This is a genomic window from Autumnicola musiva, assembly GCF_031846585.1.
Lineage (GTDB): Bacteria > Bacteroidota > Bacteroidia > Flavobacteriales > Flavobacteriaceae > Autumnicola > Autumnicola musiva.
Genome location: NZ_JAVRHK010000006.1, coordinates 227,574 through 240,744 on the forward strand (window position 1 = coordinate 227,574; position 13,171 = coordinate 240,744).

The 13,171-nt window shown below is 36.1% G+C and carries 15 protein-coding genes; 5 read left to right on the top strand and 10 right to left on the bottom strand.

Features of this window, described 5'->3' with window-relative positions; translation table 11 throughout:
- Nucleotides 1-16 precede the first annotated feature (16 nt).
- Entirely contained in the window at nucleotides 17-1,264 is a 1,248-nt protein-coding gene (locus RM539_RS10485) for a DUF2130 domain-containing protein (protein WP_311503352.1), read from the bottom strand.
- Between the two features lie 51 nt (nucleotides 1,265-1,315).
- Complete coding sequence (locus RM539_RS10490; protein ID WP_311503353.1) at nucleotides 1,316-2,332, bottom strand: helix-turn-helix transcriptional regulator; 1,017 nt, start codon at nucleotides 2,330-2,332, stop codon at nucleotides 1,316-1,318.
- Between the two features lie 222 nt (nucleotides 2,333-2,554).
- Here RM539_RS10490 and RM539_RS10495 point away from each other — a divergent pair, with 222 nt between their 5' ends.
- The gene (locus RM539_RS10495) at nucleotides 2,555-3,046 is read left to right on the top strand and encodes a hypothetical protein (protein ID WP_311503354.1); all 492 of its coding nucleotides are present in this window, start codon (nucleotides 2,555-2,557) and stop codon (nucleotides 3,044-3,046) included.
- 131 nt (nucleotides 3,047-3,177) lie between these two features.
- Nucleotides 3,178-3,672 (top strand): hypothetical protein, encoded by a 495-nt coding sequence (locus tag RM539_RS10500; protein ID WP_311503355.1) that lies wholly within the window; start codon nucleotides 3,178-3,180, stop codon nucleotides 3,670-3,672.
- A gap of 375 nt (nucleotides 3,673-4,047) precedes the next feature.
- Here the strand turns inward: RM539_RS10500 and RM539_RS10505 are convergent, their stop codons facing one another.
- Nucleotides 4,048-4,566: a DUF4251 domain-containing protein gene (locus RM539_RS10505; protein WP_311503356.1), complete on the bottom strand. Its 519-nt coding sequence runs from the start codon at nucleotides 4,564-4,566 to the stop codon at nucleotides 4,048-4,050.
- A 110-nt stretch (nucleotides 4,567-4,676) separates the two neighbouring features.
- Entirely contained in the window at nucleotides 4,677-4,892 is a 216-nt protein-coding gene (locus RM539_RS10510) for a hypothetical protein (RefSeq protein WP_311503357.1), read from the bottom strand.
- Nucleotides 4,893-5,082: 190 nt separating this feature from the next.
- Here RM539_RS10510 and RM539_RS10515 point away from each other — a divergent pair, with 190 nt between their 5' ends.
- Both RM539_RS10515 and RM539_RS10520 read left to right on the top strand, forming a co-directional pair.
- Nucleotides 5,083-6,024, top strand: a complete 942-nt coding sequence (locus tag RM539_RS10515) for a cation diffusion facilitator family transporter (protein ID WP_311503358.1) — start codon at nucleotides 5,083-5,085, stop codon at nucleotides 6,022-6,024.
- 325 nt (nucleotides 6,025-6,349) lie between these two features.
- Nucleotides 6,350-6,649, top strand: coding sequence for an HPF/RaiA family ribosome-associated protein (locus RM539_RS10520; protein WP_311503359.1), 300 nt, complete (start codon nucleotides 6,350-6,352; stop codon nucleotides 6,647-6,649).
- Between the two features lie 101 nt (nucleotides 6,650-6,750).
- Here RM539_RS10520 and RM539_RS10525 read toward each other — a convergent pair whose 3' ends face one another.
- Nucleotides 6,751-8,787: an aconitate hydratase gene (locus RM539_RS10525; protein WP_311503360.1), complete on the bottom strand. Its 2,037-nt coding sequence runs from the start codon at nucleotides 8,785-8,787 to the stop codon at nucleotides 6,751-6,753.
- Nucleotides 8,788-8,925: 138 nt separating this feature from the next.
- Here RM539_RS10525 and RM539_RS10530 point away from each other — a divergent pair, with 138 nt between their 5' ends.
- On the top strand, nucleotides 8,926-9,543 hold the full coding sequence (locus tag RM539_RS10530) for a hypothetical protein (protein ID WP_311503361.1): 618 nt from the start codon (nucleotides 8,926-8,928) through the stop codon (nucleotides 9,541-9,543).
- Between the two features lie 126 nt (nucleotides 9,544-9,669).
- On the opposite strand, the gene RM539_RS10535 is transcribed toward RM539_RS10530, so the two are convergent.
- From RM539_RS10535 to RM539_RS10555, 5 genes are all read right to left on the bottom strand, one after another.
- On the bottom strand, nucleotides 9,670-10,386 hold the full coding sequence (locus tag RM539_RS10535; protein ID WP_311503362.1) for an MBL fold metallo-hydrolase: 717 nt from the start codon (nucleotides 10,384-10,386) through the stop codon (nucleotides 9,670-9,672).
- Between the two features lie 93 nt (nucleotides 10,387-10,479).
- Nucleotides 10,480-11,052 carry a 4'-phosphopantetheinyl transferase family protein gene (locus RM539_RS10540; protein WP_311503363.1) on the bottom strand — a complete coding sequence of 191 codons (573 nt, stop codon included), beginning with the start codon at nucleotides 11,050-11,052 and terminating at the stop codon, nucleotides 10,480-10,482.
- An 8-nt stretch (nucleotides 11,053-11,060) separates the two neighbouring features.
- Nucleotides 11,061-11,309, bottom strand: a complete 249-nt coding sequence (locus RM539_RS10545) for an acyl carrier protein (RefSeq protein ID WP_311503364.1) — start codon at nucleotides 11,307-11,309, stop codon at nucleotides 11,061-11,063.
- Between the two features lies 1 nt (nucleotide 11,310).
- Nucleotides 11,311-12,621 carry a beta-ketoacyl-[acyl-carrier-protein] synthase family protein gene (locus tag RM539_RS10550; protein WP_311503365.1) on the bottom strand — a complete coding sequence of 437 codons (1,311 nt, stop codon included), beginning with the start codon at nucleotides 12,619-12,621 and terminating at the stop codon, nucleotides 11,311-11,313.
- A gap of 225 nt (nucleotides 12,622-12,846) precedes the next feature.
- Nucleotides 12,847-13,171: PH domain-containing protein (locus tag RM539_RS10555; RefSeq protein ID WP_311503366.1), on the bottom strand; the 325-nt coding region annotated here is incomplete at its 5' end.

Genomic DNA, 13,171 nt, shown 5'->3' on the forward strand with positions numbered 1-13,171 from the left:
AACTTTTAATTAATTACTACTCGCTTTCTTCTTCTAACTCTTCAATCATAGGAACTGTACTACCTGCAATTCCCCTTAAATTACCATACATACCGGCAGTGTTTACCATAACCTTTTCAATCTGTTTCTGTCTGCGTTTCCAACGAGAATGAGCCACTCTCTGCTCCTTTTCCAAGTCTTGTTGCATTTCTATAAACGCATCTTTTATAGCTTCTATCTGCATTCTAAACTCTGGACCAACCAGGTAATCATATAGCAAAGACATTTTATCACCCTTATTCGATTGGGTTACGACTGCATTATTAACAGTAATAATTCCCTGTCTCAAAACAGCACTCAGTCCTTTAAATTCCTGATAAGTGCAAACCCACAGGCTTTTATCTATCATTCCCATTCTTTCCATCCCGTTAGGAAGAACTTCTGTTACAAGTACACCTAGGGTAGCTCCTTTCTTGGCCATATCATCTTTAAATTTGCTGACCCAGGCATTTGAAAAGTTCTTTGCTCTCTTGCTCTCGTAATAAATACTACCGCAATTCTGAGCTTCATATGTGTTTACAGTCTGAAAACAATCTGCACCATTAGCTCCTTTCCTTATTTCTTCGACATTATCAAGAGGAAAATTAGTAGCCAGCCATTCTTCAATCGCTAATTCCTGAACTTCACCTTGAAGTTGCATAGAACCCTGTTCCTGTTTTCGTCGCATCTCTTCGGTTAATTTCTTCTGCTGGTCAAGCTGCTTTTCAAGTTCCTTGAACTTCAACTCATTCTTTTCATCTTCCTGCTTCCTGATTTTCTCCCTCTCTTTAGACATCATTTCAGCAATCCTCTTTTCGGTTTCAGCTTCCAAAGCATCCTTCATTTCAGATTTTTCTCTTTGTAGTCTGCTGATTTCTGCGTCCTTTTTATAAAGTTCCTTAAGCTTTTCGGTTTTCTCATTCAGCTCTTTTTGAAGCTCCTGGTTACTTTCTATCTGTTCTTCTTCCAGCTTGGCTTTTAGTTTCTCCTCAATTTTCTTTTCCGCTTCTTTCTTCTCCTTTTCAAGGCGTTCTTTAAAAAGCTCATTTTCCCTTTCCTTTTTTGCTTCAAATTCTTCCTTTTCCTTTATAAAATTATCCTGTTCTGCCTTCAGTTTTTTATTAGCCTGATTTTGTTTCTGCTGAAATTCAGAACGAATCGCATCCTCTATTTGATGTTTAAGGATATCGTTAACATTTATTTCGCTTCCGCATTCAGGGCAATTAATGGTGGTTTGATTTTTCATGAGAATATCATTTTTTGATTACAGGACAAATCTAAAACTGATTAATGCAGTCTATCTGCACTCATTATATTTTTCGAATAATGATTTTATTCTGTTATTAATCTTTTGCCTTAAACTCAAAGGTTCTAAGACCTCTACTTTCTCCCCAAAATGAAGGATCTGGCTCTCTAATTCATAATTTGGAATTAGCTCCAGAAGAATATCTGTATAGTCCTCTTTTCTAATTAAAACCTTCTGTGAACCGTGAATAGGCTTAGTTTCAATATAGGGCCACAGACTATTATCAATTCTCAGTTTGATCTTTTCAGGTTCTTGACCCTGAATTATAGAAACCCCTATCGTATCCTCGAAATATTCCTCGAAATTAATATCTGTAGTCTCATATATTCCATCAAATTCCTCCACGGTTTCAAAACGATCCAGTGCGAGGTTCACCATATTATCATATTCTGAATTCTTCCCATACACAAACCAGCGATTATTATATTCCTTTAAATGATAGGGAGAAAAAATTATGGAAACAGGCTCCGGATTTTTGAAGGATTGGTAAAGAATCTTCACTGTCTTATTATAAAGTATGGCATTAAAGAGTGGATCAATAAACTCCAGCCCCTTTAAAAATTCGTTATTATCGAAACTAATAATTCCTGAAGTATCTTCTGAAAAGTTAAAGGCCTGGTCTATTTTTGGCAGGAGTTCATTTATCCATTTAAACTGGGGAAGTCCTTTGAACCGTTGCAAAACCGACATAGCCGATTTTAGCTGTTCTGCCTCTAATTCATTAATTGGTTGATTATTAATGCTGAAATTTTGATCTTCATATTTAAAGAAAACACTCCGCCCCTCTTTAAGCCTGGCCAAAGGTATACTCCATCCCTGGGAAGATTCCATAAATTTGATATCCTCGTAAAGCTGTCGCTTTTTTATTCCTTCTGTATAAACATTTAACTCTGCAAGCGATTTATTACATTCTTCTAAAAGATCATTTATTGAATAACGTCTACCGGGATTTCTAAAACAGCGATTTAAAGTTTGATATCTTATTAAAGCATTTTTTGTTATTGCCATTGGGAAATTAATAACTTGGGTTTTAAAATTATTAATTTATGTGCAGATATACTGCACAATTGCTAATTAATATTGGCAATAATATTCAGAGAAAATATTATTCTTATTGCCATTTCACCTTAAGAATACTGTCTATAAGAGTTTTAAAACCATCTTTAGATGCCCGATATATAATGTTTAAAATTTAAAAAACTGATTTGGTATACACTAAAACAATTAATAATGTCTGAAGAATATTTGAAAAACTTTATAAAATTAAGCGAAGCAATTTATGATAGTGCTGAAGAAATATTAATAAAACCTTCTAAAACATGGAATGACAACATTTTAAAAAAGGAGTGGTTTGACAAAAATTGTTATTCTAACAAATACATCACAATGTCGCCTGGATGGTATTGGATAGCCTGTGATTTAAATTTTGAAGAAGTAAAAAAATTAAACAGTTCCAACGATGCTTTGCGACGAAACGCCTGTAAAATTGGTGAATTATCCAGGAAGAATATAAAAACTTTTGGAGCTGAATATCTATGTAAGTTAGATGATGACGGAAAACAAATCATTTACAACGGTCACCAGAATAACGTAGTAATACGCTTAAGGCAACATTTTAACTTAAACAATGATTCTACAGGTGCCTTAGGTCTAAATTGTTATCCGTTATCAAAAAAAACTGGAAAGTTAGGTTTTTTGGAAAACCTCATATCAAAAGACTAAACCCTGAATTTCAAAAAGAGGTTACGAATATGATAGAAGAACAATCGGGACGAATTGCTATCGAAAATGACTGGAGAGCAAAATACGGCTGGCCCGTATTATGTAAAGCTTAATTATTAAAAACCATTTGAGTGAAACATATCAATAGTTCTATTAACGAATTGCAGTCTTTATGTGAAGTTGGTGTAATTTCAATGTATAGAATTAGCTGGTGGTTATTAAAGTACGAAAATTTTTATCAAAATACTTTAAAAGAAATTCCCATTGCAGAATTACCAACACATAAAGAATTATCTTCTGATATATCAAAATTTAATACCTTATACACAGATTTGATTAGTTTGGAAAATTTAAAATATAAAGAAAAAATCTTCCAACAACGATTTGAATCATACAAGAGAATCAAAAGAAAACATCAGAATCTAAAAAATTGGATGGATATTAATAAAACCGATGCTTTAGAAACTTATTTTGATTTCTGGTTTGAATGGACGAACGAAGAAAACAACACGTTAAAACCTTTCCTTTCAAATTGGAACCATTTAGATATAACAATTCCTTTAGTAGAATTCAAAAACACCGTGAAAGTTTTGAAAATATTTCATGAGCATTATTGGGAAGAATAACCTAAGGTAAATTTTAAGAATTTTTATGGCACGAATTCGAACGATTACAAAATAAAAAAGCAATCATATACTACTTTTTTATTCCGGCGAGTTAATTTAGCAATGCATCTGATTGAAAATCTAAATTGAGTATTTAGAAAAGGAAATTATGAACATATAATATGAACACTTTTTTTCGTAATTAACCCCACATAATAATGGAATAGGGCTTTAGACTATTTTATGAACATACTACATTGGATACTTGTAAAATAGAATTAATTATCTAATCATTTAGGTTCTTCAAAATTAATGCTATCCCACAGTTTCCTTAACTTTTCCAAACTTCATTATAACAGAAAAATAAGGAAATAGATTCAGGATAAATTATAAAACTTATTCATTTTGTTCTTTAAGAGGCCCAATATTGCCACGATATCTAATCGCATCCCGCTGAGAGCTATTTACCGATATCGTAGTATTTCCATTAGAAAAAATGTTGACTATGAACTGAAGATTTTCATTGCCATCATTTCCTTCAAACTTTAATTGAAGACCATCTTTGTTTGATTCTTCAATACTTACATTTCTTGGACTGCCTTTAAATTCTATTCCTCCTGCATCACCATAGCCTCCTCCTGAGTGTCTTACTCCAAAGTATGGTAGAAACACATCTACGCTATCACCTTTAAAACGAATAGAATTTGGATTCCCTATTAGATTGATCATGCTGCCCCTTAAAGGTACAGCCCAATCATTTTCTATCTCAAATTTACGGCTATTTACCAACTCTCTATATTCTCCAGATAGAGCCGCTCTTTTAGAACCACCGCAGGCAGAAAATAAGCACAGGATGAAGGCAAATCCCAACATCAGGACAACATTTAAACTTTTCATCCTGGATAAATATCTCATATTCTGCCTATTTTCAACCTTTATATTCAACTAAATCTTTAGGTTTAATCTCAAAAAAATGTGGGGAAATTCAAAATTTCCTTCTATTTTTCAGTTTTCCCCTCATTATCCTAGTTATCTTCTCCAAAGGAATTCGTTACATCTTCTATTTCCTTTTTCTGTTCGTTAGTCACTCCTTTTTTCTCTTTTTCAGATTTTAAAGTACCGTCCCCTTCCACTTTCATATTTGCATCTTTTTCACTTCTTCCAAAATTGGATGAACGCCTATATTTATCCTGAAAATCAGCGTGATTTTTCTCCTTATTTTTATTTGTCTTATCTGCCATATCTTTTTTCTTTTAAGTTACAATATTGTAGACAAAAGCCAACTTTTTTTAAAAAAAATTAGCAGAATTCCTCTTTCTATATATTGCTTATGTATGATGTTGCAAATATTCTAATAACCAAAATTGAAGTTAGCTTTGCCATCATCAATAAGATTATTGTACTTTGCATGACTAATTAATTAATGAAAATATGGCCGCAGGCGGATCAAACATTGCTATATATGGAGCAATAGGAGCTAATACCTTAATCGCAATCAGTAAATTTGTGGCTGCCTTTTTCACAGGCAGTTCTGCAATGTTGGCTGAAGGAATTCATTCTCTGGTAGATACCGGCAATGGATTGCTACTCCTTTTAGGTATTAAAAAATCTAAACAGAAACCAGATAAAATGCACCCTTTTGGCTACGGGAAAGAAGTATATTTCTGGAGTTTTGTAGTAAGCATTCTTATTTTTGCTCTTGGTGGCGGATTTGCCATTTACGAAGGCATTCATGCATTGCAGGATCCGCACGTTATTGAAGATCCTACCTGGAACTATATAGTACTGGGTGCAGCCATCCTTTTTGAAGGAACTGCTCTTTTCCTGGCTTTAAAAACTTTTAATAAATCCCGTGCAAAATCTGGAAATCTTCTTACCAGCATCGCACGTAGTAAGGATGCTGCAACTTTTGCAGTAATTATTGAAGATACTGCGGCTGTTGCCGGTTTGAGCATTGCGCTAATTGGAGTATTTCTCTCCCAACAGCTACAGAATCCATATATAGATGGCGCTTCTTCCGTTATAATTGGTGTTCTACTCCTTGTAGTGGCAATTTTTCTGGCAAAGGAGAGTAAGGGACTACTACTGGGTGAAAGTGCAAAGCCGGAAGTGATTTCTGAAATTGAAAAAATAATGGATCAAAATATTAATGTGAAGGAATGGTCCCTACCACAAACGATGCATTTTGGACCGGAAAACATACTTCTAATTATAGAGATTGATTTAATTGATGATCTTAATTTGGAACAGGCTGAAAAAACCATGGAAAGTTTGAGACTTGAAATAAAACAAAAACAGCCAGGCATCAACCAGGTCTATATTCAGACTACCAATAATATTAGAAAAAATATCCTGGGAGAAACTTCTGAATAACATTTCATCTTACTGCAAGTTCAGCAAGCGTAGTGATTTTGATTAGAAATAAATTCATGAAGCGTATATAGCCTAAAAATGAATCAGTTTCATTTTACAAATCAACACTAATAATATGAACCCATCTTCTATTTTTTGTGTAAATGCTAAAAACAGTTTTTATGTATCTTTCTTCTGAAGAAAGTATTCATCAGCAAAAATATAGACGGGTATTTTCAGTTCCTGCCATTATCAAAAGGCTATCTTAAATATTTCTCAATAAAGGCATAATTTGCTTGGAGAGCTCTCCTAATTTGGGTTAATTGTGATGAATAAAAATAATTTTATGGAGACTATATTTGAATTTGTTCACTTACAAAAAAGTGAACGGCTTGAGGAATACACTCAACAAAAATTAGATAAACTCGAAACCAAATACGATTTTATCGTAAGGGCTGAAGTGCATTTTAAAAAACAGGATGGACAGGAGCCCGATGGCTTTATTTGTAATATAAAACTTAGTGTTCCAGGACCACAGTTGTTTGTAGAATCTAATAAAGATAGCTTTGAGGCTGCCGTTACTACTTCGGTACGGGATCTACAAAAACAGCTGGAAAAGCAGAAAGCAAAAATGAAAACCCGTTAAGGAAAATTTTCCGAAAATATTTAAACCCCTTTGCTTAATGCAGAGGGGTTTCTTTTTGTTTAAAATTTAATTTATTGAGCTTAGGTGTGAAAGGTGATAATTTATTTTACCTGTTGTCTTGAATTGCCCGTAACTGTATTTTTATGATCAGCATTTACTTCTTCATTACTTAACCTGGCTTTAAATTCATTAATAATTCCTCCTTTCAATAGAATATTGATCTGCCGGTCGCTCATAGAGTGTTTAACCTCAAATTCTATCGGTTCACTGCCCTTCTCCTCTTTCTGAACCCGAACAGTTATATTTTTCCTGTTCTCTACATCTTCGCGAAGATTTTTAAAGCTGACCACATCACCCTGTTTAATTTTATCATAATCATCAAGATCGATAAATTCAAGAGGAAGAATTCCAAAATTCACAAGATTTTGCCAGGCAATACGCGCATAAGAATTAGCTATTACTGCTACCTGTCCCAAATATTTTGGAGCCAGTGCGGCATGTTCCCTACTGGAGCCCTGGGCATAATTATCTCTGGCTACAACTATATGCCCTCCAAAATCATCTTTTGCTTTCTGGGCCCTGTCGTAGAAACTTTTATCTATAACCGAATAGGAGAATTTACTTATTTCAGGTAAGTTACTTCTAAAAGGTAAAACTTCAGCTCCTGCTCTAAGAATTTCATCTGTAGAAATATTATCCTCCATTTTTAACAATACCGGTACATCGGCACTATCCACCAATGGCTGAATTTCAGGTAAAGATTTAATGTTTGGACCTTTTTTTAGTTCCACTTCTTCTCCTTCTTCCGCAGGTGCCACCAACATATCGGTGTTAATAATTTCCATTTCCGGTTGCTCATATTTTGGATAGGTCATATCAAATAACTTTTCCAAATCGCGAGGATCGGTAATTTTACCTGTTAATGCTGAAGCTGCCGCTGTTTCCGGGCTGCATAAATGTACCTGATCGTCTTCTGTTCCAGATCTGCTTGGGAAGTTTCTTGGCATAGTACGTAAACTAATAGTTCCTGAAGCAGGCGCCTGGCCCATTCCTATACAGCCCATGCATCCTGACTGGTGGAATCTTCCTCCTGCAGTAATAAGGTTTGCAAAAGCACGGTTTTCAATCATATTTTGAATAATCTGCCTGGAGGTTGGATTAATATCAAAGGAAACATCACTATGGACTGATTGTCCGTTTACAATGGCACCTGCAATCCAAAAATCCCGAAGGCCGGGGTTGGCCGAAGATCCTATTACCACCTGACTAATTGATTTTCCAGCCACTTCGCTTACCGGTACTACGTTCCCCGGGCTTGTTGGCAAAGCAATTAATGGTACAAGTTCATCAAGGATAATCTCATCATGCAAATCATATTCACAGCCTTCATCAGGCAGTAATTCTCTCCAGTCTTCTTCTCTGTGCTGTGATTTCAGGAATCTTTTTGTTTCAATATCACTAGGGAAAACGGTAGTTGTGGCTCCCAGCTCAGCTCCCATATTTGCAATCACATGGCGGTCCATAGCACTTAAATATTTCAGGCCTTCCCCATAATATTCTATCACTTTACCCACACCGCCTTTAACATCATACCTGCGCAGCATTTCCAGGATAACATCTTTGGCACTTACCCAATCGGGTAGTTTCCCTGTTAATTTTACCCCCATTACCTGTGGCATCTTTACGAAATAAGGTTGTCCCGCAATGGCAGCAGCAACATCCAATCCTCCCGTACCAATGGCGAGCATACCCAAAGACCCGGCTGCCGGCGTATGGCTGTCAGACCCAACCATGGTTTTGCCAGGTTTACCAAAGCGTTCCATGTGGACCGGATGGCTAACACCATTTCCGGGACGGCTAAACCATAATCCGAATTTCTGAGCGGCACTAAGTAAAAACAGGTGATCATCGGCATTTTTAAAGTCGGTTTGCAACAGGTTATGATCAACGTATTGCACCGCAACTTCAGTCTTGGCTTTTTTAAGTCCCATAGCTTCAAGTTCAAGCTGTACCAGAGTTCCCGTAGCATCCTGAAGTAAGGCCTGATCAATTTTTATCCCAATTTCTTTTCCGGGAGTCATTTCCCCTTCAAGAAGATGTTCTTTAATAAGCTTTTGAGTTACATTTAATTTTGACATAGTTAGACATTTTAAGTTTAAAATATCAAATTTGATCCAGATGCAGAGAGCATTTAACAATATCTTATAGGTAACGATCTGCCAGAAAAATTACTTTGGTTGATTTTTACATTAATTAAAATAGAAAAAACAATATAAATGGATATAATTATTAAGCGCGCTATTGTTGGCGGAGTGGTTTCTACTATCGTAATGGGAACCGGAACTTTTATTTTAGGAGAAATGTCTGGTTATAAAGCCATGGAACTCCTCTCCTCTTCCCTCTCCGGAATAAATATGTTATGCAATACAGTAATCCTTGGGTCTTCCACTATCCTGGCATTAATGCTCACGCTGCTTAGTATAAGCCGGTCTGCCGATTCCAGCCTTACCAAAAAACATTATCGTGATGTGCTGAGACTGGCTAAATATGACACCATTCTTATCATAACGGCAGTTGTCACTTTTCTTATGCTGAATCTGCCTATTATCCAAAGCCAGGAAGTGCCGGAGAACTGGTATGTTAGCATATATTACGTAAGTCTTGGTATGGCGGCTATTCTGGGAGGCGGACTCATTGCCATTGTTACAATGCTTTATGGAACCATTGCTAACATTATACTTATTGTAGGTCTTGGGGTAAAAGATCATCCTCTTGTAAATTCCAAAGATTCCGATAAAGCAAGAAAAGAAGATGAGGAAAAAAGGAATGAGCAAAAGCGGAATGACGATCAGGCTGAACAGCAGCATAAAGAGAGACAGAAAGAGAAAGTGTAAAAGAAAAAGACCATTCGAAAATACCCCTGTTCAAACTCTCTTCCCGAACCTGCAAAACGCAGGCTGTGAAATGAGCCAGATGATATTTTGAAATGGCCTTTCAAAATACTTTTTAAATAGAATAGCCTAGCTCCTGCTCAAATTACCAAGAATATCAATTTGCTGGCCTTCTTCAAGATTGAATCCTGGTTTTCCTTTTCTTGGAAATAAGTATCTAAATGGGTCCTCAAATGCGCTCCAACTTTCGGCAAGTCCATAATCATTGTTTTTACTTTGATTTTCAGGACGCTTAAAAGTATTTAAATCAGAATCATATGGAGATCCTACGGCATCCTCACCTGGAAAAAGCATCCCGTCATTTATTTCAGAATAAACAAGTACAGATTCTCCTCCGTTCCCTGGAAGGTCTATAACCTTCAATCCAAAATCTTTCAAAACTGTCTCTTTCGCGGTGATATCCTTGGTTTTAAAATTATCTTTCATATTATTTCTAGGATGCGCAAAAACAGGAGCTCCTCCTGCATCTTCAGAAATAGTAGCCAGATCGGCATAAGCAGAATCTAAAATACCATCACAGGTAAGTAATATTCCTTTTATTCTATAGCCGTCTTCAACAAGTTTTTTAACAGCCTTTTTAGTAGATTCTTCCACAACATCAATAAGGATCATATCCTGGCGGTTAAGATGTCTAATAGCATACCCCTGGTTAAACACACCATCTTTTTCTTCTCCTTTAATAATAAATGTATCTGGTATCAACTTCAGAAATTTTCCGGTTTCACCTTTCTGAACAAATTCAGCCGACTGGCTGTGTATAACCTCCATCTTATCTACAGTCTTCATATAATCTTGGATTTTAAATTAGTTTTCTCAAGATACAAATTCAACAGCTTCTTCTCAAAGATTTTTTAGAAGGGTTTAACTGCGTTTTAGCAGTTAATTAACGGCAAATACAATGGCTGAGAATCTGCCGTGATGGGAAAGTGAAAATGGTATATTTATGCTTTGGATTCCCTGTATTAATTGCGGAATAGAATAATTGTCTTTATAAATTTTCACCTCTTCTACAGGTAGATTAAAATGTTTGGCCACAGCCGAAATTAATCTTTTCCGCAGGTTAACCTTTTTATTAAAAAATTGAATTTTATTTTCTTTTACAGCCGGTGATAAGGCAAAGCAATGTATAAACTCTGCTGAAATTTGGCTGCGGATAAAATATTCGTAGCCTTCAACAAAAACAGAATATTGCAGTGTGGATTTTTCTAAAGAGGTGAAAACACACTCAAAAATTTTTGGATTAAACTTTCGCCGAAGGCCAAATCTTCGCTGATGCGCTTTGTAAGCTGCTTCCTTCATCGCCCAAAATAACCAGAATTGATTTTCCTGATTTTTAGCTCTTCTGATTACTTCCTGTTCTTCTTCAGAAAATATTTTCCCCTGAAGTCGTGGCCGGTAAATATTACTTTCTAAAGCGGCAAGGCGCAAATCAACAATATCGTTACCTATCACTTTTATTTTTATTCCAGTTTTCTTAAAATTATTTGTTTTGCATCACCTACGGTAAGCATGCCTTCCATGGATTCATTGTCAATTTCAATATCAAACTCGTCCTCTACATCAAGCACCACATCTACTAAATTAGCCGAATTGATCTTTAGGTCATTTAAAAAATCAGTTTTTTTATTAAAATTCTCCAGGCCTTCTTTGCGCTGCACATAAGGAGTAACAATTTTCTTTAAACGTTCTATTATTTCGGTATCAGTCATTTTATATTTTAAGATTATAATTATCTGAATTTACACCAGAAACAGGATATTTTTTGAATATAACTACAGCGTTTACATCACCAAAACCAAAACTGGCTTTTGCCAGTGTTTTAATTGACTGCTCCCCTGTTTGCTGCGGAATTTTTTCTGCATTAATAAGGTTCAGAATTTCAGGATGAAGATCTTCACAATTAATATTTCCAAAAATGAAATTGTTTTTCAACTGTAAAACACTAGCCACACATTCTATACTTCCCGAAGCGCTAAGACAGTGGCCAACCATTCCTTTTAAGGAATTGATAAACGGAAAATTCATTTCACTCCTTTGCAGTGCCAGCTTCCAATTTTTAATTTCGGCAATATCTCCCCCGGTAGCAGTCAAATGTCCGTTGATGGCATCTACTTCCGAGGCTTTAATATTTGAATTTTTTAAGGCCATCTTTATACATCGCTGCACGGCTTCATTATTTGCGGCTGTCATGCTACCACCACCGCGTTGTCCCCCGCTATTCACTTCTCCGCCCAGGACTTCAGCATAAATTCCCGCACCTCTTTCTAAAGCAGATTCCAGTTCCTCCAGCACCAAAGCCCCGGCGCCACTGCCGGGAACAAAGCCTGTTGCTGTAGCACTAAGCGGGCGGGAAGCTTTTTCAGGAACATTATTAAATTTTGAGGGAAGAATTCTCATGGCATCAAAGCCTCCCCAAACATAAGGGCCGTCATCACCGCAGCTACCTACGAGCATTCTTTTAGCTTTTCCAGATTGGATTCTTTCAAATCCCATTAGCAGGGCTTCAGTTCCTGTTGTACATGCCGAAGAGTTAGTAGTTACCTGATTCCCACAGCCTAAAATTCCGCCCAAATAGGCACTTATTCCACTGGCCATGGTCTGGAGTACACTGGTACTTCCCAGCCGGCGCGACTTCCCTTCATCAATTAAATGGATGGCTTCCCGAAATTTATCCACTCCCAAAATTCCGGTGCCAAAGATTATTCCCGAATTCCAGTCAGGGTTTTCATCTTCCGAAATTTGCATGCCTGCATCTTTCCAGGCATCGGTTCCAGCGATGACTCCGTAAACTATTCCACTGCTATTAAGGCCGCGCAGTTGTAACGGAGTAAAGTATTCCTTTTTCTTTTCTTCGGAAATTTCCGGCTTCCCCCCTATCTGGCAGCTAAATTTCAATTCCTGCAGTTTTTCATGAAAGGTAATTCCGCTCCTGCCTTCTTTAATAGCCGACTCAAAATCGGAAATTCCCACTCCATTGGGAGCAGCCACGCCAAGTCCGGTAACTACCACTCTTTTTTTCATTCATTTTTATTTCAAGGCTCTAAGCCATTCTATGCAATAGTCTTCAGCTGATTATTTTAAATTATGAAATACATAATTATCACCTACAACATTTTAAATTTTCACTCTTCCAGATTTCATCTTCGTACTTCTAATTTTAATATTTACTTTATTAAACATCCCCGGCCTGCGGGCCTGCTCTCCGCAAAGTCATTTAGCCGGTCTTTCATGAAAAACTAGAACTTTTTAACTGGTGTATGTATTCTTTTTCATACTTGAAACTAATTCTATTTTTGGATTTAATTCCAATATCTTCTTCACAAACATCTCATTTGATTCAGGGCTAATATAGATTTCATCATATTTATCGAACTTAATTATCAATCCCTTTCTAGCTATAGCAGGTTTAAATCCTGTCCAAAGGCTTTTTCCTTTTATTATTTTTCTAATTCTTTCTATTTCAATTTTACCTCTTATGGGTCCACTCTGGTAAATTAAGTGGTTCTGGTTAAGTACATACTTTGTTGAAAATTGAGCCCATAAAAGCGGAATTAAAATTGATATTATTATT

What these genes read in the sequence shown, in the direction of transcription:
- RM539_RS10485 (WP_311503352.1), bottom strand. Translation starts at nt 1,264, where the DNA reads ATGAAAAATCAAACCACCATTAATTGCCCTGAATGCGGAAGCGAAATA.
- RM539_RS10490 (WP_311503353.1), bottom strand. Translation starts at nt 2,332, where the DNA reads ATGGCAATAACAAAAAATGCTTTAATAAGATATCAAACTTTAAATCGC.
- RM539_RS10495 (WP_311503354.1), top strand. Translation starts at nt 2,555, where the DNA reads ATGTCTGAAGAATATTTGAAAAACTTTATAAAATTAAGCGAAGCAATT.
- RM539_RS10505 (WP_311503356.1), bottom strand. Translation starts at nt 4,566, where the DNA reads ATGAGATATTTATCCAGGATGAAAAGTTTAAATGTTGTCCTGATGTTG.
- RM539_RS10510 (WP_311503357.1), bottom strand. Translation starts at nt 4,892, where the DNA reads ATGGCAGATAAGACAAATAAAAATAAGGAGAAAAATCACGCTGATTTT.
- RM539_RS10515 (WP_311503358.1), top strand. Translation starts at nt 5,083, where the DNA reads ATGGCCGCAGGCGGATCAAACATTGCTATATATGGAGCAATAGGAGCT.
- RM539_RS10520 (WP_311503359.1), top strand. Translation starts at nt 6,350, where the DNA reads ATGGAGACTATATTTGAATTTGTTCACTTACAAAAAAGTGAACGGCTT.
- RM539_RS10525 (WP_311503360.1), bottom strand. Translation starts at nt 8,787, where the DNA reads ATGTCAAAATTAAATGTAACTCAAAAGCTTATTAAAGAACATCTTCTT.
- RM539_RS10530 (WP_311503361.1), top strand. Translation starts at nt 8,926, where the DNA reads ATGGATATAATTATTAAGCGCGCTATTGTTGGCGGAGTGGTTTCTACT.
- RM539_RS10535 (WP_311503362.1), bottom strand. Translation starts at nt 10,386, where the DNA reads ATGAAGACTGTAGATAAGATGGAGGTTATACACAGCCAGTCGGCTGAA.
- RM539_RS10545 (WP_311503364.1), bottom strand. Translation starts at nt 11,309, where the DNA reads ATGACTGATACCGAAATAATAGAACGTTTAAAGAAAATTGTTACTCCT.
- RM539_RS10550 (WP_311503365.1), bottom strand. Translation starts at nt 12,621, where the DNA reads ATGAAAAAAAGAGTGGTAGTTACCGGACTTGGCGTGGCTGCTCCCAAT.